This is a genomic window from Veillonellales bacterium, assembly GCA_039680175.1.
In the GTDB taxonomy this organism is placed as follows: domain Bacteria; phylum Bacillota; class Negativicutes; order JAAYSF01; family JAAYSF01; genus JBDKTO01.
The window spans coordinates 1-18,405 of sequence record JBDKTO010000072.1; the positions used below are offsets into that span (position 1 = coordinate 1).

Genomic DNA, 18,405 nt, shown 5'->3' on the forward strand with positions numbered 1-18,405 from the left:
AAAAATTAAGGCAGATATTGGGAAGATTTTGAGAGATTTGTGTAATCGCAAAGGAGTAGAAATCATAGAGGCAGAATGTTGTTCGAATCATATCCATATGTTAGTAGCAATTCCACCCCATTTAAGCAGTCAGAAACTCATTGAGCTCGCACCGGAGACTAGTATTATAGAAGTGGATGGCAAATATATCTCCCGTCCAAAATGGAGCTTTCTTAAAAGCACTTTTGGCTACAACACCTGGGCTGTCGATGGAAAAGTACTTTCCTTTGATGGCAAAGCATTGGAACTCTCTCTTTCAGGAAAAAATATAAATCCCGATAGCATTGACATTGAGGGAACAATGAATCTGGCTCATGCATATTTCCCATTCAAAGGGAAAATCAATGATGATGGGATGGGCGAGTTTGAGTTTATTGATAAACAAAAGGGCAATACCGGTATTAAAGGGACGCTAAAAATCAATTCCAAGAATGAGATCGAAGTTGAAACAGCAAAAATTACCGTAGAACGCCAGAATCTATTTGGTCCACGAAAAACTACACCCGTAACTATTGAGGCAGGCACCTACATTTTAAAAAGCAAATAAATGAGTTGTAACGATACCCTTAAACGACTCCTTGCTTCAATAATTCACCTTTGGTTTTGGTTCGTCTATATTTGAAAAGCCTTCCGGGCAAATACCGAAGGCTTTTTTCCATGGTATTCCCAATAGAGTTTGAACCACCGACCAACAATTATAATGATTTTATGTGTATTTGGGCTGCTCTATTGCCTTCCTATTTGCCTTCCAAGCATAAAAAAGCCTTCCGACAAACGCCGGAAGGCTTGAATTTACTGGAGCGGGTAACGAGATTCGAACTCGCGACCCACGGCTTGGGAAAATGAAGTGTGCTATTTTATAGATTCTTTTAATTCCATCAGGTCCTGATTTCCCTGGAATTCTGAACGGGTAGCGTTGTATTATGTCTGATAAATCCAATGTTTCTATTTGGTTTTGCCCCACTAAATGCCCCACTAATTTTATTTACGCTGCGATACTTCAGTCTCAATATAGTGGGCCATAAATTCGACAAAAGCCTGGGCATTGGTTAATTGCTGTTGAGCTTCATCTTTACTCACAACATAAAAGTCATCATAATCAGTTTTATTACGGACCCTAAATGCATTTGCTAGCATCTGATAGTGGGTGTGATCGCATTTTCCATTAGCAATATAATATTGGTTAAAATAACCAATTATGCTGGAATGCTTCTTGGAATCAAAGCTATCAATAGCAAGCAAAGCTCTTGTTGCGTGAAACATAGCATAATAGGATCGATTGATAGAATTGGCTAGTCGATTTTCCTCAAATGCATCTATAGCATCGGATAAACATTCCTTTGCTTTTTCCATACGGTACTTAGACAGCTCTACCATTTCAGCTTGCATAAAATTCAACCCCCTCTGCTTTTACGTTCTGATAGAAGGGCAAAAACGGTACCCAATGATGAAAATGCTCATAATTTTTATCAATGATTGCGGGAAGTACTCCGTATTTGATTGAAATATCGGTCATGATGTCGGCAATCGCATTATTATACGGGTTCAACTCTTGATCATTTAAATTAACCAGCACCATAATATCCATATCGGAATACTCTTCCTGCTCACCACGAGCATAGGAGCCAAAAAGAATTACTTGCCGTAATTTATCTCCAAAGATATTTTTCATGCTATCAACAATTTCATTCATTATGGTAGTGACACGACTTTTTTGGTTATCAGCTATAGGCATAGCCCGACATCCTTTCGCTTCAAACTATTTCATCCTAACAGTATCATTATTCCCAAAAGTAAGTCAAGTTTAAAAAGTATTATAGAAATACTAAAAGACTTGGATTTATTACAGCGGATATTGTAATGAATCTGTGACCATCGAGTTGGGAATTGGAGAATTGAAGTTTTTAATATTCTATTATGTTGTAAAGAATTAATAAAAACAAGGCTCGCAAAGGATTTACTTTCTATAGAGTCTATGTTTTCTATTGCGTACTAATATGAATTGGTCCGCAAAAAGGTCAGCAGATTATCTATTTACTGCTGTAATATAAAAAAGCCTGAAACAGGCAGCAAACTATCAGATTCCTAAGGCCTCAGAAAACAAGCATGGTGATTAGTCTAGCCGAAGTTATATTATACACCGAATGAAATATAATATCGCTTTTCTGTCGAGTACGATCAATTTTCCGACCGAACAGAATTTTTGGCCGCTATGCGGGTGGAGGTTTTAAACCCGTAAGTTGTTGTGGCCAAAATCCAAACCTGATTAGCATCAAGATGGTGCCGAGATGGAGTCGACGTGAACGTGACGCAGGTTTTAGTTAGAAACATAGGAACTGCCCTTTCCTTTCTAAAACACCTAATGGAAGAGAACGAGCTTTTGAAGGAGTGTGAAATCTGATATCGAAGATTATAAAAGTTGCAAAATTTAATTTTGGGGTGGACAATTTGCTTATTGAAGGTGCTTTTTATAAATTACCTGAAATTCTCGCAGCTTCAGACGACCCACAGGGGATATATGAAGCCAATATTGCCAATTTATTTGCCATGGGAATATTGCTTGAATTTAATGCTAGGAATGTAGAAAATGCTTTGCAAAACATCCAATTGGAAAAGCGGTATGAAAAAAGCCGTAATCTACGTGCAGACGTCTATGTTAATTTGGCCAAATTTTCCAAAAATCTCTACATTTATGGAATCAGGCCCAACAACTGGATAGAAGCCAAGTATTTTGGAGGCCTTAAAAGAAACAAAGGTAATGAAACCAAGTCTGAGAATGCTGGGGCCATAATGTATGATATCTTTCGTCTCTGCTGTTTGGTTCCGCTATCACTGCAGAAAAAGGACAACATGACGAGGTATGTCCTGAACGTTTTTAATAACCGGCCCGAAAAGTACCTAGCATATAGACGGGAATCAAGAACTGAACGTATTTGGCTAAGTAATCTACTGCATCCAGGGAGCAACGAGATTATTTTTTCCTTGTCGCAGGAACCTAAAACAATAAAAGAATTATTTGGAAAATATTTTCTAAATAATCCAACTACGGAACTCACCATTAAAGCTAATGTTGAAACATTAGAATTTAAACCTTTTATTGATGCTGATATTCAATTCTGGGGATATTTATCCAGGATTGTAAATTTTACTATAGCCCTAGAAGGAATCAAAGTTACTTACGACCCATTACAAAAGTTTGACCAGATTAATATAGATAATCTTTCCGCGATACGGAGTGAATTATTTACGGTGGACAAGTAAATGAAATAAGTGGGAAGGCGTATGATTTGAGAGGATGAAAAAATTTGCACCAATAGAGGAAAGACATATCTTCTATCATTTTTATTTATCAATAATCTAACCTTAAGTTGCCTACTTATCGCCTCAATATAAAAGTAAGATAATGGAGCATGTGGTATACTCCAAATAAATAAGTCCGAGGATCAGGCGCACAGTCTGATCCTTTTCAACAAATAATAAAAACCAGTTGTGTCTGTGAATTTCAAAAAAGGCAAATAGAAAAAAATAGCGAAGAATATATCTAATTGAAATATTGTATGCTTTTCTTTTGTTTGGCACAGTAGGATCCAAAACCGTAAAAAGGAAGTAACGGCCTATGACGTTATCTGAAGCTCAGACCCGTCAGCGTTATATCGACAACCAGCTTGTAGAAGCTGGTTGGGGCAATGACGACCGTTCGGTACTGGAAGAATTCGCAATAGGACCATTGAAAGAACGGCCAGCAAAATATGGAGAAAAGCTTGGCTTCGTTGATTACGTTCTTATCGGCAAAAGCGGAAAGCCGTTGGCAGTCGTTGAGGTCAAGCGTACCAGCCGTGATCCGCTAGTAGGAAAACGGCAAGCTGCAGATTACGCTGATCAGATTAAGGAAAAATTCGGGGTTGACCCGTTTATTTTTCTAACCAATGGCAACGAAATACTGTTTTGGGATCGAGGCCGATATGCTCCACGCAATGTAAGCGGATTCTTCACACGGGAAGACTTGGAGCGCATGCTACATCAAAAACGCTATGCTACGCCGCTAGCACAGGTCGAACTAAAACCGAATGTCGTGGGGCGTCCCTATCAAAATGAGGCTATTCGCCGTGTCACCGAGGCAATCGAGGCAGCTCGCCGAAAATTTCTTTTGGTAATGGCAACAGGCACAGGTAAAACCCGCATTGCTCTTGCCATAATGGACGTACTATTACGCGCTCGGCGTGTACAACGTATCCTTTTCCTTGCCGACAGGCGTGTGTTAGTGCGTCAGGCAATGAGCGCTATCAAGGAACATCTGCCTCACGAAAGTATGGGAAGAATCGAAGGCGGCGAAATTCCTACAGGCGCTCGCATTCATGTGGCTACCTACCCCAGCATGATGGGCTGTTTTCGCGCGCTTTCACCAGGCTATTACGACCTTATTATTGCAGACGAAAGCCACCGTTCTATTTATAACCGCTACAAGTCGATTTTCGACCACTTCGACGCTCTATATTTAGGCTTGACGGCTACACCGACAGATTTTATCGACCATAATACCTTTAATCTCTTTGGATGCGAAGACGGTATTCCGACCTTCAACTATTCATACGAACAAGCTGTTGACGATGGCTATTTAGTACCTTACCGGGTACTAAATGCCCAAACTAATTTCCAAATTAGCGGTATTCATGGTGAGAATCTTTCCGACGAGCTCCGGCAAAAGCTGTCCGAGCAAGGCGTTGATTTAGACGAGTTGGACTTTGAGGGTACGGATATTGAGAAGACAGTTACCAACATCGGTACTACTGATGCGCTGGTACGTGAATTCATGAATAAGTGTCGCAAGGACGTTTTGGGCCTGCCGGTGAAAAGCATTATTTTTGCCACAAGCCACGGTCATGCCAAGCGTTTCTACCAGAGTTTTAACAAGCTTTTTCCAGACTACCAGCGCCAAGGTTTAGCAGAAATAATTGACAGCCACATGGAGCGTGCCGAGGAAACATTGGATGATTTCAAGTTTAAAGATATGCCACGTATCGCTATCTCAGTGGACATGTTGGATACTGGCGTCGATGTTCCCTCTATTCAAACCTTAATGTTTGCCAGACCCATCTTCAGCCGAGTGAAATTCTGGCAGATGATCGGTCGAGGTACAAGACTCTATGAAGAGCCGAAGCTAAAAGTACGAAAAAGAGATTTTCTTATCATTGACTGTTGGAATAACTTCGAATACTTCCAGCTAAACCCCGAGGGTGACAATAATCACCCCACTGAGCCTCTACCGGTACGATTGTTCCGACTGCGACTGGAGAAACAGGTCCTGCTGAATTCCCGCGATCCGAGAGATGAACGCGTTTTTAGGATGTTACAGTCTATGCTTAGTCAACTCCCTTTGGACAATGTCAATGTCCGTCCCCACAGCGAGCAGATTACCAATTTGGTTAAACGTTGGCCTAATCATTCCGTTGATACCGAACGCTTCCTTACTCAAACCATTGCTCCTTTGTTTCGCTTTGTCTGGACCGCCTCGCTTCCTGAGCTTCAGTTCCGAATTACTGTGGAGCGCATTGCAGTGGCTTGGCTTGTTGGTGAGGAAGAAAAGGTGCAAAATCTGGCAGAAAAGGCGCGGGAGGCTGTGTCCAGTCTTGCGGCCAATATCGAAGAGGTTAAGGCCGTCGCTGAACAGCAGGCGTGTGTCCTGAGTGATGGCTTCTGGGATCATCTCGACTTAGACCGTCTTGATATTTTGCAAGAGCTATTCGGCCCATTGATGCGCTTTCGCCAACGAGAGAGCAGCCAGTTCGTCGAGCTCAACCTTCCGGACAAGATCGCTAGCCGTCATTGGATAATCTATGGACCATCGGGCGAAGGTGCCTTCGCAGATAGCTATCGGCAAAGGGTGGAGGCATGGGTCCGTACCCTTGCGGACAATCTATCGTCACTGATTAAGCTCAGACGTGGTGAGCCACTTAGTAATGGCGATATTGAGGAGATTGCTAAGGCACTGAATCAGGCGGATTTATTTGTCACGGAAGAGATTTTGCGTGACGTTTACCAGCAGCCATCCGCGAACCTACCTGATTTTCTATTACATATACTGGACATTGCTAAACTACCAAGTCAGGAAGAAAAGATCAAAGCTGCATTCGAGCACTTTATTGCCGAGCACGGCTATATGAGCGCTAGCCAGATCAACTTTTTACGTGCTATCCGATCTTCCGTTATCCGAGGTTATAAGTTGACCCGAGAACGGCTTTATCAGCCGCCGCTATCGCGTCTTGGAATTGTAGAAAATCTTTTTGCTCCTGAAGATATTGATAAAATTATCGATTTTGCCAACAAGCTAGTGGATGAAATCGCATAAGAAGGAAAGGAAAACTATGCTCGCACCATACATTAAAACAAACGTTGATAAACTCTGGAATCTGTTCTGGAGTGCCGGTATTACAAATCCCCTAGTCGCCGTGGAGCAGATAACTTACCTGCTATTTTTAAAACGATTGGAAAGTATTGACAATGAACGCGTTAATAAGGGCCGCCCTTCCATTTATTCGAATTATTCTAAAAACAAGGATGGCAAGTCAGAGATTGACGCTAACCAGTGCCGTTGGAGCTACATTGAGCAAGATAAAACGCCTCAGCATCTTATTAATGTAGTTTTTCCTTGGCTGCGTGAATTGGAAAAACATATTGCCAATAGCCAGGCACCGGCCAATGGAATTGAGAGTATTGGTAATCGCATGAACGATGCCTATTTTCAGCTCGACCCAAATAAAGGAGCTATTCTTCAGCAAGCTATCGACCTGATAAATAGCTTGTTTAGCCGCGTGGATATCCAAGGTGCTACAACTGACATCATGGGTGACACCTTTGAATACCTTCTTTCAGAGATTTCTACAGCTGGCAAGAATGGTCAATTTCGGACCCCGCGTCAAATCATCCGCTGCATGGTCGAAATGCTTGATCCACAATATGGCGAACGCGTTATCGATCCGGCGGCTGGTACCGGTGGTTTTCTTTTTTCCAGTATCAACTACATTTTAGCAAAGCACACCGATCCGGATTTACTTCGCATTGAGTGGGATGGCACTCTTCATCGGGTTTTCGGTGACCAGCTTACACCTGAGGAATATAGTATAGTGTATCAAAGCGACCACTACGTGGGCTTTGACAATGATCGTACCATGGTACGCATCGGATGGATGAATATGATCCTACATGGTATTGAAAACCCGCAGATACACCAGCGCGATAGTTTAGGCAAACGCCGCGACAAGGATCAGCTCAATGGCCTACTGGCTTCCGAGAGTTATGATGTTGTGTTAGCTAACCCCCCTTTTACTGGTACCGTCGATGCTGACGATCTTGACAGTGAAATTTTTCCTATGGCTGGGAAAAAGGGTAAAAAGGCCACCCAGGTGGTCACCAACAAGAGTGAGTTGCTATTCATTTGGCGAATGCTAGATCTACTGAAGGTAGGTGGTCGTTGTGCTGTAATTGTTCCCGAGGGGGTGCTGTTTGGCAACACCGAAGGCCATGTAAACTTACGCCGTGAACTACTAACTGAGCACAAGGTGGAAGCAGTGATTTCTTTACCGTCTGGTATTTTTCAGCCTTATACCGGCGTTAAGACATCTATCTTGGTATTCCAAAAAGAAACCCGTAAAGACGATCGTCACAAATGGAAACCGATAGAGCAACCACGCTCCCAGCAGGTCTGGTTTTATGAAGTGGAGCAGGAATCTTTCACTTTGGACGCTAAGCGCAACGAACGCCGTGGCCAAGATAACGACTTGTGGGACATGCTGGAAAAATACCGTCTGCGACATGAAATGGACTGTAATGATCTCGATTACTATCAACCGAACTATTGGTCCGAACGCTGGCGCATGGTTGACGGTCACACTCTCAAGGCCTTTTCGGATAACAGAGAGGTTCTGCGATGGAAAGATCAAGTAGCTGCAATCAACGAGCTGTTTTCAGAGTTGCCCGCCGACCCGGAAAAGGCTTACGAACTAATTCGAACTTCCCAGCAACAAAAACTAGAAGTTATTGCGCGGGGTTATCTGGGTGGAATCGTAACCGAGGCGCGGGCGAAGATCAAGTCCAAAGTCCTGGCCGAAAAGGTGCTAAGAAGTGCCATCGCGGAGTTTCGTAGCCTTTGCGAAAAGCACAAGGATGTGTTTGATCAGGAAGAGAAGGTCGCCTATCCCTTATATCAAAAGGCTTTCAGGGAGGTGGCCGAGAATGTTGCCGAGGCCCTCAAGGAACAAATCTTATCTGGTGCGTCTGTCAATATAGATGTCTTCGACGAAGCTAAGGCGATGGAGCAAATGTCCGATATCGCCCGCCAATATGCTCGTCTCGACGGTTACGATGTTACGTTACGCAGCTTGGATTGCTTGAGACGCGCGGGTTTATTAAAAGAGAAAAAGCATTGGGTAACCCCAGTAAGAGTCTATGCTCAGGATCCAGATTGGCAGTGTGAGGATGAAAAGCTTAAGGGCAGCCACGACGAAAACGGCAACTTACGTCCCGAATATCTGGCCTCGATTCAGCTCTATGATGATCAGGGCAAACTTAATGAAGGTTTGCTTGAGCCCGATTGTATAGAGGCACGAGGCTGGAATCTCTCCGCTAGTCAGTATAAACCTTTTCAATTTGAGGACGTTATCAATAATCAAAGTCTAGCGAAGATGATTCGCGAGCTTAAACAGAAGGAAGACATAATTATAAAAGAGCTGGATAAGTTGCTTATGATGGTGGAGGGGGGGGAATGATGTTCCCTAAGGAGTGGCCTATAGTCAGATTGGGAGACATTGTTGTAGATATACAGCCCGGCTTCGCTCAAAGGCCTGACCAGGAAGATTCGGGCATTGGACAAATACGCACCCATAATGTAACGCCAGAAGGTCGGTTATGTCTTGCGGGTCTCAAATATGTTACCCCATCAGAGAAGGAAGCGTCTAAATATCTTCTCCAAAAGGGAGATATCATTTTCAATAATACGAATAGCGAAGAATGGGTTGGTAAAACTGCGCTGTACGATATTGAGGAGCCATTACTTTTTTCAAATCATATGACACGAATCCGCGTCGATAAAAAAAATATTTTTCCCGAATTTTTAGCACGCTATTTGCATTTTTTTTGGAAGATAGGTTTTTCACGATCGCGAGCAAAACGCTGGGTCAGCCAGGCTTCAATTGCTCAATGCGAATTGATGTCTTTCAAGCTGAATCTGCCGACGATTGTTGAACAAGAACGCATCCTCGAAATCCTCAAGCAAGCAGACGCTGTGTGTATTGAGCGCGAAGAATTTCTCAAGCAAGCTAAACATCTTCCTACAGTGCTATTTTTTGAGATGTTCGGTGATCCAGATCCTAGAATAAACCAACGATGGGAAGTCGAACCGCTTGCGAAAATTACGCAAGTAGAAACCGGTGGAACCCCTAGCAGAGCAAAATCGGAATTTTATAACGGATCTATTCCATGGGTTAAGTCCACTGAGTTAGTTGATGGAAGAATTAGCCAGACCGAAGAGGCGATTACTGAAGTTGCTTTGGAGAAAAGCAATACTAAAGTGTTTCCTGTGGGAACTGTGCTATTAGCTATGTATGGGCAAGGACAAACAAGAGGTAGGACAGGGTTATTGAAAATTGCAGCAACTTGTAATCAAGCATGTGCAGCAATTCTTCCAAACGATAAAATGTTGCCAGACTATATATTTGTTTGGCTTCAGTGTTCGTACGAGCGCGTACGTGCCTTAGGCCGAGGGGGACAGCAAAAAAATCTCAATCTTAATATTGTAAGATCGCTCAAAATACCTAAGCCACCCATAGATATCCAAGAAAAATTTAGTAATACGTTGACGCTTATTGATGATATTACGAGAATATCTAGCGATATAGCTAAGCATTATGATAAAGAATTGAGTCAAATTATATCGGCCGCTTTCTTCGGAGAGCTCACCAAATCTTGGCGCGAAGCTCACCGCAAAGAGTTAGAAGCCTGGCTCGTAGAGCAGGCCGAACTTTTGCCTAAAAAATCAGCAAGTATTTTAGTCAAGAAACCTTTTCCGATCGGACGCCCTGCACTTACCCATTATCCCCGCCGCTGGCTGATGAATCAGCTAAGTGGAGTGCAGTATCATGTATATGAGGCGTTAAGAGAATGGAAGGGTACTCTCAACCCGTCAGAAGACTTAGAGCTCTTTCTGGAAGAGTGGCCAATAGAACATCTAGAAGACGCCAAAAACCATGTGCTGTCCGTCCTGAATCAGTTGGCTGGGCTAGGACTCATAGCGCGGGTGAGTATACCTAATCAGATCGGAGATTATGCCACTGCTTATCGTTTACTACGCGAGGAAGAGTTGTCCAAGACCGACGATTTCAAACGATTGGAGGCGTTGGACTAGAATGCGCCTGCGTTATCTATACATCCGTAACTATCCGCCGCTCGATGAAGTGGGCATATGCTTCAACGCCCCGGCTTTGCCTGAGCGGGAATGTGCTATACGCTTTGTGGTGGGTCTGAACGGTAGCGGCAAGACTCACTTGCTCCAAGCTGTTGCCGAGATATTTCTAGCATTGGCCCATCAGCAATGTCCGCATTTTCCGGTCACTCTTGCCTGGGAACTGGGCAAAGGCGATAATCGTCGCACGCTAGTTTTTGATAACTCTGGACATGGTGGGGAAGAGGCCTGGTGGCAGAGTGAAGAAATTATACCCAATGATACACGTCTGAATCAATGGGCGAACCTTATCGGCGAACTGCATACTGGCAAGAAGGGCTGGGAAGAGCTAATACGTGATGGAAACTGGCCCGGTGAGGGCGTAGGTCTACCTACGGCAGTGCTGGCTTACACCACTGGCTGCCTAGATCCTTGGCAATGGATATTTCGCCGAAGGACATTTGGCGCCGACAACGATATTATCTCTGAGCCCGAAGACTATGATGTGGGAAGTGAGCGACCTGTCGGCTGGAGTCGGGAGCGGGAACGTGAATACCAGGCCGATTTGGGCAGCGAAGAAAGTCTAACGGAAGTAAGACGGCTGAGACAGCTAGCCGATGAACGAATTGCAAAAGAATATGATCAGGATATTTGCATGTTAATCGATCCGATTCTTCTTAAGTTCGCCCTGTTGGCTGTCTCTCTTCGTCAGGCTATGCAGGACTATCGAGATTACGCCACAGACAAAACCTTTCAAGTTTTGATTCAACAGATCAACGAGAATCCCGACAAAATTCGAGGCCTACGCCGCATTTTTTCCCAAGTTGGTTGGGTATGGCCGGTGAACGTAGTTTTACAGGTTGATTTCAAGCTAGACGCATGGGGTGAGGGTGGGGCTATTAAAAAGCGCAAATGGCTTCAGGCACTATATTCGCTAGCTAATGAGGTAGTTCGTGAACCTGAACCCAGCACCCAACGACGGCTGTTCTTTGACCTAAAGGCCTCAATTAACCCTGTTGAAACTATGGTTGAATACTTTGGTGAGATTGATGCCTGCGAATATGTGGGTGACGCCTTGCAACAATTTCTCGGAGGGGCTGAAAGCTCGCCTTTTAAGGCCTTTAAGCGACTAGTAGACCTTCATCGTCAGGGTCTACTTTCGGACATCCAAATCGCTGTGCGCAAAGCCGATGTAGAGGATATTTTACTATTTGACGAACTTTCCGATGGTGAGCGAGAATACTTGGGCCGAATGGCGCTGCTTCATTTATTGGAAGAAGAAACTGATGTTCTGTTGCTTCTTGACGAGCCCGAAGTCCATTTCAATGATAAATGGAAACGGGAGATCGTGGATATTATCGATAGCGTCATCAAGAATTGCGCTAATGATGTACTTATCTCCACACATTCCAGCATTACCTTAACGGACGTTTTTAATGACGAAATTGTTCTCTTTGACAAGATTGATGGACAAGTTGTTCCCGTTGAGATTCGAACTAACACTTTTGGGGCTGACCCCAGCGAGGTTATGATTCGCCTCTTCGGTGTGCCAGATAGCATAGGCGAACGTGCACTGGAATGGCTCGACACACAGCTTGATCGCAAATGGACTAAGAAAGATATACCTGAACTAGAAGAAATCTTAAAGCGCGTCGGCCCCGGCTTTCACCGCTCTGAACTGCGGGGGATTTTGAAAGGACTGAAGAAAAAGGAAAATGCTACATACGATTAATTTACCTTCTTGCATACAACACTTGGAATGGATAGTTCGATTCCAACGTGTTCTATTGTATGCGCTGTGCAACTCCAGCGTTGCAGCAGCCAATGTAACTATTATTTGGGTAAAAACTCAATGCCCTGACGTTGACCATGATTGGATAGAACAGTTTTGTGGTTGGGCGATAAAAGGGAAGTCTATGTTGAATCGTATGCAAACAGTTGCTTCGCTATCTATCGCAGATAAACGGGCTCTAGTTAACCACTATAAGAGAAATATCCGCTATTCCGAAGCGTTCGGGTCTACAAACCCCTCACCTCCAGCAGTAGCTCCTCTACCTAACGGACTATCAACATTAGCAGCTACTGCTTATAGTGATTTTTTCGAGATGTTTTATGCGCCCATTTTTTATGATCAAAAAGGTTATTCGATAAACGCCATAGACCTGAATGGAGAAAGATTCACAAGGAATAAATATTTGACGGCATATCACGCAGCCAACGATAATCTCAAGGTTTGTCCGCTCTGTGATGGGGGGATGGACGGAGCGGAACTAGATCATTGGATGGCCAAGAAATACCTTCCCGAGTTAAACTGCTATCCGCAGAACCTGGTAGAAATATGTGGCGCATGTAACAAAAGGACCAACAAAGGGGAGAAGTTGGTCTTTGATAAGGAAACGGCTGATCCATTTAGTAAATGGTTTCATCCATATCTACGCCCTGCGGTTGGGCTTTTCACTGTGGATAGGCAGGAAAGAAAAGTTAGGCTTGTTTCTGATAATGCAAGCATTCAGGAAAGACTTGATAAATTAGACAATCTCATAAACTTAAGTAAGCGTTGGTCCCAAGAGTGGAAAACCCAATTAAAACGAATCGAGAAAAAAATCTATGGTGCCCGTCGTCGCGGACAATCTCTGGATAAAGATGCCTTGCAAAGTAAAATTCAAGCTTGGAAGAACGAGACAGAAGATGAGGTTGGGATTGAACCTTATGCACTATTAGCAGTTTATATACTTTCGCTAGCGCTTGATCCAAGCTCTGATGAATATGCGGAAGTTCATTCCTACGCCCAAGTATGACGATAAGAATGATATAGTGAGTATTTTTCCGACGTGGCGACATGAACGCGAGCATAGTTCACCACCTTATAATTTTTTATCATTATGTTAGATTAGAAATGGTTAAACGTGATTTTATTGGAATAAATACAATATAAACATAAAATAAATTGACAAAAACAATAAAATATGTAAAAATTAAATACATAAATAGGAAAAGGGGTGGCGGTATTGGAGAAAAATATTAACGATAAGCTGATTTTACAAAATGATCTTCTTAGAAGAATTGTTTATGCGGTTAATAAAGCTGTGGAAGATGATATTCCAGATTATTTAAAAGAGCAGCATCACGAAACCAATAATGCCATACCTCATCTTAAGGGCGATTACATTAATGATAATTTGCGGAATAATGTAGTAAAAGAGAATATCGAATTAATTCCGTTCAAAAGGTATGGCTGGTCGGGGAGAATAATTATAGATCATGTAAATCACGTAACGTATACGATCACTACTCTTAATACATTAGTAGGCATACCTAGGAAGAAGGAACGGAGAACCCCTCATTATTTACAATCTATTCTTTATGCTGAAAATTCCGGCTGCCAAGCTCCGGTTAAACAAACATGTCTTGATTTGGGCATAACGCAATTTAGCTCTGAAGAATTAGAAGAAGATTATAACAGTATTACCAATGGATTGATTAGTAAAGAAGATGATTATCGCCACTACATAATTGCCTATAAGTCAGAGGGCAATGAGATTGTAGAGATTATACTAAAATTACTAGATCGAGATTTTGATGCAGTAGATGAAGTTTCCTTAATGGAATATATCAAACCCGATTATGCAAGACTTACTGACATAGAAGATTTTAAAGATTCAAGTAAAACGGCTGAAGAACCCGATCACAAAGGATTGGTCGCCGTTAAAGCAGGTCTTAAGCCGAATTTGAAAGACACAGATAAACCGGTCGATTTGTAAACCTTCAGGAGAAGATAATTATGGATAAGAAATTTCAAGGCAGTCGTTTGAAAAATGCAAGAACATTTCGGGCATTAACACTAACCGAATTAGCCAAATTAACAAATATAAGTAAACAATCAATTTCACTCTATGAAAACGATAGAACAACACCTGATCATGGAAAAGTTCGATTAATGGCAGCCGCTTTGAATTTTCCATATAATTTTTTCTTTCAAGAAGATAATTATGAGGCGAAAACGGAAACAACTTATTTTCGTTCTTTAGTGAGTGCAACAAAAAAAAATAGAATTGCACAAAGTTTGAAATTGGAATATGTTGCAAAGATATATGGATCATTAATGGAATATATTGACTTTCCAAAGCTTAATCTTCCAGACATAAATTTTGTTGGCGTTGATGATGTATTCGAATGCGAAAGCAATAACTCCATCCAAGAATTTGAAGTTATTGCAGACGATCTTCGCCATTTTTGGAACATTAGTGACGAACCGATAACAAATTTACAATATTTATTGGAGAAGAACGGAATTGTTGTTACTGGCTTCGATACGAAAGAAGATAAAATTGATGCATTTAGTCAAAGTATAATAGTGAATGGTCATTCGATTTTTTTTATTGCATTATCTTTAGGTAATCGGTCGGAGGGACGTATTCGGTTTGATTTGGCACATGAATTAGGTCATATCATTTTGCACCCGTGGAGTGAAGATTTGGAATCAATAACAAAAGATGAGTTTAGAATGAGAGAACGTCAAGCAAATATATTTGCGGGTGCATTTCTCCTTCCTAAAACGAGTTTTGGTAAAGATATTCAAACCTATCCTACGGATTTAAATTTTTATCAATTTTTAAAAAAGAAATGGAAGGTTTCTATTCAAGCAATGATTTATAGAGCCCATCAACTAAATTTTATTACAGATAATCAATATCAATATTTAATGCGACAGGTCTCAAAGAATGGATGGCGAATAAGGGAACCAGGAGATGTGCCATTTTGCATCAATGAGAGCATTTTTCAAGGAGCTATTGATTTATTAGTAAATGACCACATTTTGACAACACGAAGTATCATACGTAAGTTTGACCAGTTCGGTGTTAGTTTATATCCCCGTGAAATCGAAGAGTTACTTCACTTACGTGCGGGAACACTTATGATGGAAGATAATGTTACTCCGATTATACAACTACGCAAGACCAAAGAATCACACGATAGTGAGCTTATTTGATAGGTTAAAAACATATAACTATAAAAGATAGGACTTGGCAATTGCTAAGTCCTATCTTTATGCCAGTTTACTTTGCGTCATGACATATTCAATAACCCCCTGCTTAGGGATCTTCCAAACCCGGTTATACCGAAACGCCTTTAACTCACCGGATGATAGTAATTTGTAAGCAGCATTTTTACCAATGAACAGCATTTCGCAAAGTTCTTCTACAGTTACTACGTCGTTATATTGCTCAAACATGATTCCATTTCCCCTTTAACTATTTTTTTTAATAATATGTTCTCGTAGTAATAAAGAGGAAATGTATTGATTAAAATAGGAATGCTAAAATAGTAAAAATGGAAGATAAATAAAGACACGTTTATTTGGTCAATCTTGACTTTGTATAAGCTTTGAGAGCTTCTACCGGTATTTTCCATGCTTTTCCCGTCTTATAAGCCTTCAGTTCGCCATTGTGAATCATTTGATAGACCTTTTGTGAACTGACGCTAAGCAGACTTGCTGCATCTGATACATGCAGAGCCAGTTTTTCAATTAGCATTGGGATTCACCTCCTAATCCTTTTTATCATTATGTTAGCTTAACAAAGTATGAAATGTGTTAGCAGCTTTGAGCTTTGTCAAAATCAGTTGCATGACAGGTAAAAAAACTACAGTTATATATTATAAACTTGACACTGGCAGGTTTTATGGAGGGCCCATAAACCCTTGCAAAGGAACATACTAAAGGAACATAGAAAAGCACTGACTTTCGCGGTCAGTGCTTTTCATGTTTCGAGGAGGAATACTGCTATGCCTATTGGCAAAGAAGAAACACCATTGGAATGTCTGTCGGAGGAAACCTTATTAAGTGAATTTATAGCCCCGCCTGCTGCAAAACAGCTCATTGCGGAATATGTCAGTATCTACAATATCCTGCAGCATACGTCGGAACAGCAGTTGGCCGGTATCACCGGCATCGGCAAGGCTAAGCTTCGAAAGCTTGCCTACATTAAAGCGGTGATTCAGCGGATGGAACAGGAACGGAAAAAGCAGATTCAAAGGATTATAAAACCCCAGGATGCGGTAGCCTATTGTACCGATATGCAAGACTTACGGCAGGAAGAAATCAGGATTTTACTGTTGGACACAAAAAATAAGATATTGGCGCAAAAATGTGTTTTTATCGGTACCGTCAACTCTTCGCTGGTATCTGCAAGGGAAGTATTTTATGCAGCAGTACAGAATATGGCGACCAATATTATCGTTCTGCACAATCATCCCAGCGGTGATCCGTCTCCCAGCCAAGAAGACCAAGAGGTAACAAAGCGGTTAGTACGGGCGGGTAAGATACTAAACATCCCAGTCATCGATCATATCATTATCGGTAAAAACGGGTATTTCAGTTTTAAAGAAGGCGGTTGCCTGGATTCTTGTTGAGATAGGTAGGCGAAAAAGCTTAGCTGCCTTTTTCCTGCGTCGGCGTGAAATCATCTGCAGACCGGACATTATCGTACGAAAATAAACAGCCTGAAATTGCGGATTGTAACGGACAGTTAAAGTTTAATAACTATTCTCTAAAACCGGAAAAATTGGGATATGCGATAATTTATGTAGAGAGCGGGGTGAGTACATGGAACTGGAATACCGGGATAAATTACGTCAGGTCGGATTGAACATCAATTATTACAGGCGGTACAGAAAACTGACCCAACTGCAGCTGGCGGAAAAAGTTCATATATCGCCGTGCTATGTGAGTCAAATCGAGCGCGGGTTGGTAAAAAATGCGGTTTCATTGCCAGTACTCATCACCATCGCTGATGTTTTACATATCGAGCTGGCAGACCTTTTCAAGTTTAAAGCGGTGCCAAGCTCCAAGGAAGCAGGGGGATAAAAACAATTTTACCATTGCTGGCTACAGGCGGCAGTATCTATTTTCTTTACCAATCAATTGCCCGTAAAGGAACCGAACTCCATACATAGGGAGTTGAGCTATTTTAAAAGGGAAAAATGTGAGCCAATCCGGTAAGGTGATTGTCAGGATGGTTCTTGCCGTTTCATTAGCACCGATTCAGAAATTCTTTTAGGATAGGAGGAAAATTTGTGTTAGATGTAATCATCAACTATGCCTATATCATTTTTGTCCCCATCATTGCCATTGCCGGAACGGTTTGGTATATGAACAGCCATACATTCATTTCAACGGGACCGGAAGGAGAAGCAAAAGGCTGTCTGGGTGTTTTTATCACTTTTGGTATTGTAGGGGCGATACTCGTGACTCTTGCGATGTATGCCCTGGCTTGGGGCGTACAATTCTTCCTGGCACACTGGAAATGGGTTGCCGGTGCCGCCGTGGTTTTAGTGGTATTGCTGCTGTTTGGAAATCAACGGTCGAACCCGACCGCAGAGAAAGCGGAAGGTAAAAGGTAAACTTTATATTAGGTCGAGCGGCAGAAGGGCCTTTAACTGCTGGGAGAACAATATGAAAAAGTATATATTAACTATGCTGGTCGCAGTATGTTTGGTGTTTACTTTAGGAAATGTCCAGCAAGCCAATGCTCAGCATTTCGATTATGATGAAGCTTATCAAATTCTACAAGGAGCATGGACGGATGAATCTCCTTCCCATACAAACCCTCAACCAAGATATCTGGTATGGAAGAGCAATGACGGCTCTGAATGCAATATTGTCAATGGGAAAGGTTATACAGATCCTGATGGTAATAGCATAATTTATTTTGATTATAAAGGTACAAGGGCATATGCGAATGTAACCTATTATCCTGATCAGGGAAAATATTACGCCAGAATTTATGCGTATATGAATACATCTAAGAGTTGGCTTACCCTTTATGATTGTTTATCTAAAGACAGGTAATATAAAGAGTAAGGATTAAAGCTGATGGATCAAGATAATCAATAAAAAACAGTATGGTTTTTGGAGAAACTATAGATAGCCTAGC

At 42.0% G+C, this 18,405-nt stretch carries 16 protein-coding genes and 1 pseudogene; 13 read left to right on the top strand and 4 right to left on the bottom strand.

Features of this window, described 5'->3' with window-relative positions; genetic code table 11:
* Positions 1 to 127 (top strand): annotated as a pseudogene (locus ABFC84_11880) (transposase).
* A gap of 893 nt (positions 128 to 1,020) precedes the next feature.
* Here the strand turns inward: ABFC84_11880 and ABFC84_11885 are convergent.
* Complete coding sequence (locus tag ABFC84_11885; GenBank protein MEN6413435.1) at positions 1,021 to 1,428, bottom strand: HEPN domain-containing protein; 408 nt, start codon at positions 1,426 to 1,428, stop codon at positions 1,021 to 1,023.
* Positions 1,418 to 1,774: a nucleotidyltransferase domain-containing protein gene (locus ABFC84_11890; protein MEN6413436.1), complete on the bottom strand. Its 357-nt coding sequence runs from the start codon at positions 1,772 to 1,774 to the stop codon at positions 1,418 to 1,420. The genes ABFC84_11885 and ABFC84_11890 overlap by 11 nt, the downstream gene beginning before the upstream one ends.
* Before the next feature lie 713 nt (positions 1,775 to 2,487).
* On the opposite strand from ABFC84_11890, the gene ABFC84_11895 reads away from it, so the two are divergent.
* The 8 genes from ABFC84_11895 to ABFC84_11930 all read left to right on the top strand — a co-directional run bounded on the left by ABFC84_11895 (position 2,488) and on the right by ABFC84_11930 (position 15,461).
* Positions 2,488 to 3,300 carry a hypothetical protein gene (locus tag ABFC84_11895; protein ID MEN6413437.1) on the top strand — a complete coding sequence of 271 codons (813 nt, stop codon included), beginning with the start codon at positions 2,488 to 2,490 and terminating at the stop codon, positions 3,298 to 3,300.
* A 355-nt stretch (positions 3,301 to 3,655) separates the two neighbouring features.
* A complete protein-coding gene (locus ABFC84_11900) occupies positions 3,656 to 6,385 on the top strand; it encodes a DEAD/DEAH box helicase family protein (GenBank protein ID MEN6413438.1) in 2,730 nt (909 codons plus the stop codon).
* Positions 6,372 to 8,801, top strand: coding sequence for a class I SAM-dependent DNA methyltransferase (locus tag ABFC84_11905; protein ID MEN6413439.1), 2,430 nt, complete (start codon positions 6,372 to 6,374; stop codon positions 8,799 to 8,801). Before ABFC84_11900 ends, ABFC84_11905 begins: the two co-directional genes overlap by 14 nt.
* The gene (locus tag ABFC84_11910) at positions 8,801 to 10,435 is read left to right on the top strand and encodes a restriction endonuclease subunit S (protein ID MEN6413440.1); all 1,635 of its coding nucleotides are present in this window, start codon (positions 8,801 to 8,803) and stop codon (positions 10,433 to 10,435) included. The genes ABFC84_11905 and ABFC84_11910 overlap by 1 nt, the downstream gene beginning before the upstream one ends.
* A 1-nt stretch (position 10,436) precedes the next feature.
* Complete coding sequence (locus tag ABFC84_11915) at positions 10,437 to 12,203, top strand: AAA family ATPase (protein MEN6413441.1); 1,767 nt, start codon at positions 10,437 to 10,439, stop codon at positions 12,201 to 12,203.
* Positions 12,187 to 13,269: a hypothetical protein gene (locus ABFC84_11920; protein ID MEN6413442.1), complete on the top strand. Its 1,083-nt coding sequence runs from the start codon at positions 12,187 to 12,189 to the stop codon at positions 13,267 to 13,269. The genes ABFC84_11915 and ABFC84_11920 overlap by 17 nt, the downstream gene beginning before the upstream one ends.
* A gap of 210 nt (positions 13,270 to 13,479) precedes the next feature.
* Positions 13,480 to 14,232, top strand: coding sequence for a DUF5986 family protein (locus ABFC84_11925; protein ID MEN6413443.1), 753 nt, complete (start codon positions 13,480 to 13,482; stop codon positions 14,230 to 14,232).
* Positions 14,233 to 14,252: 20 nt separating this feature from the next.
* Complete coding sequence (locus ABFC84_11930) at positions 14,253 to 15,461, top strand: XRE family transcriptional regulator (GenBank protein MEN6413444.1); 1,209 nt, start codon at positions 14,253 to 14,255, stop codon at positions 15,459 to 15,461.
* A 57-nt stretch (positions 15,462 to 15,518) separates the two neighbouring features.
* Here ABFC84_11930 and ABFC84_11935 read toward each other — a convergent pair whose 3' ends face one another.
* Together ABFC84_11935 and ABFC84_11940 are read right to left on the bottom strand one after the other, a co-directional pair.
* Entirely contained in the window at positions 15,519 to 15,704 is a 186-nt protein-coding gene (locus tag ABFC84_11935) for a helix-turn-helix domain-containing protein (GenBank protein MEN6413445.1), read from the bottom strand.
* 121 nt (positions 15,705 to 15,825) lie between these two features.
* The gene (locus ABFC84_11940) at positions 15,826 to 16,005 is read right to left on the bottom strand and encodes a helix-turn-helix domain-containing protein (GenBank protein MEN6413446.1); all 180 of its coding nucleotides are present in this window, start codon (positions 16,003 to 16,005) and stop codon (positions 15,826 to 15,828) included.
* Positions 16,006 to 16,255: 250 nt separating this feature from the next.
* Here ABFC84_11940 and radC point away from each other — a divergent pair, with 250 nt between their 5' ends.
* From radC to ABFC84_11960, 4 genes are all read left to right on the top strand, one after another.
* Entirely contained in the window at positions 16,256 to 16,882 is a 627-nt protein-coding gene (radC, locus tag ABFC84_11945) for a DNA repair protein RadC (GenBank protein MEN6413447.1), read from the top strand.
* A gap of 193 nt (positions 16,883 to 17,075) precedes the next feature.
* Positions 17,076 to 17,336 (top strand): helix-turn-helix transcriptional regulator, encoded by a 261-nt coding sequence (locus ABFC84_11950; protein MEN6413448.1) that lies wholly within the window; start codon positions 17,076 to 17,078, stop codon positions 17,334 to 17,336.
* Positions 17,337 to 17,545: 209 nt separating this feature from the next.
* Entirely contained in the window at positions 17,546 to 17,872 is a 327-nt protein-coding gene (locus ABFC84_11955) for a hypothetical protein (GenBank protein MEN6413449.1), read from the top strand.
* Between the two features lie 52 nt (positions 17,873 to 17,924).
* Positions 17,925 to 18,320, top strand: coding sequence for a hypothetical protein (locus ABFC84_11960; protein MEN6413450.1), 396 nt, complete (start codon positions 17,925 to 17,927; stop codon positions 18,318 to 18,320).
* Positions 18,321 to 18,405 lie beyond the last annotated feature (85 nt).

What these genes read in the sequence shown, in the direction of transcription:
- ABFC84_11905 (MEN6413439.1), top strand. Translation starts at nt 6,372, where the DNA reads ATGAAATCGCATAAGAAGGAAAGGAAAACTATGCTCGCACCATACATT.
- ABFC84_11950 (MEN6413448.1), top strand. Translation starts at nt 17,076, where the DNA reads ATGGAACTGGAATACCGGGATAAATTACGTCAGGTCGGATTGAACATC.
- ABFC84_11960 (MEN6413450.1), top strand. Translation starts at nt 17,925, where the DNA reads ATGAAAAAGTATATATTAACTATGCTGGTCGCAGTATGTTTGGTGTTT.
- ABFC84_11920 (MEN6413442.1), top strand. Translation starts at nt 12,187, where the DNA reads ATGCTACATACGATTAATTTACCTTCTTGCATACAACACTTGGAATGG.
- ABFC84_11915 (MEN6413441.1), top strand. Translation starts at nt 10,437, where the DNA reads ATGCGCCTGCGTTATCTATACATCCGTAACTATCCGCCGCTCGATGAA.
- ABFC84_11940 (MEN6413446.1), bottom strand. Translation starts at nt 16,005, where the DNA reads ATGCTAATTGAAAAACTGGCTCTGCATGTATCAGATGCAGCAAGTCTG.
- ABFC84_11930 (MEN6413444.1), top strand. Translation starts at nt 14,253, where the DNA reads ATGGATAAGAAATTTCAAGGCAGTCGTTTGAAAAATGCAAGAACATTT.
- ABFC84_11885 (MEN6413435.1), bottom strand. Translation starts at nt 1,428, where the DNA reads ATGCAAGCTGAAATGGTAGAGCTGTCTAAGTACCGTATGGAAAAAGCA.
- ABFC84_11910 (MEN6413440.1), top strand. Translation starts at nt 8,801, where the DNA reads ATGTTCCCTAAGGAGTGGCCTATAGTCAGATTGGGAGACATTGTTGTA.
- ABFC84_11935 (MEN6413445.1), bottom strand. Translation starts at nt 15,704, where the DNA reads ATGTTTGAGCAATATAACGACGTAGTAACTGTAGAAGAACTTTGCGAA.
- ABFC84_11900 (MEN6413438.1), top strand. Translation starts at nt 3,656, where the DNA reads ATGACGTTATCTGAAGCTCAGACCCGTCAGCGTTATATCGACAACCAG.
- ABFC84_11890 (MEN6413436.1), bottom strand. Translation starts at nt 1,774, where the DNA reads ATGCCTATAGCTGATAACCAAAAAAGTCGTGTCACTACCATAATGAAT.
- radC (MEN6413447.1), top strand. Translation starts at nt 16,256, where the DNA reads ATGCCTATTGGCAAAGAAGAAACACCATTGGAATGTCTGTCGGAGGAA.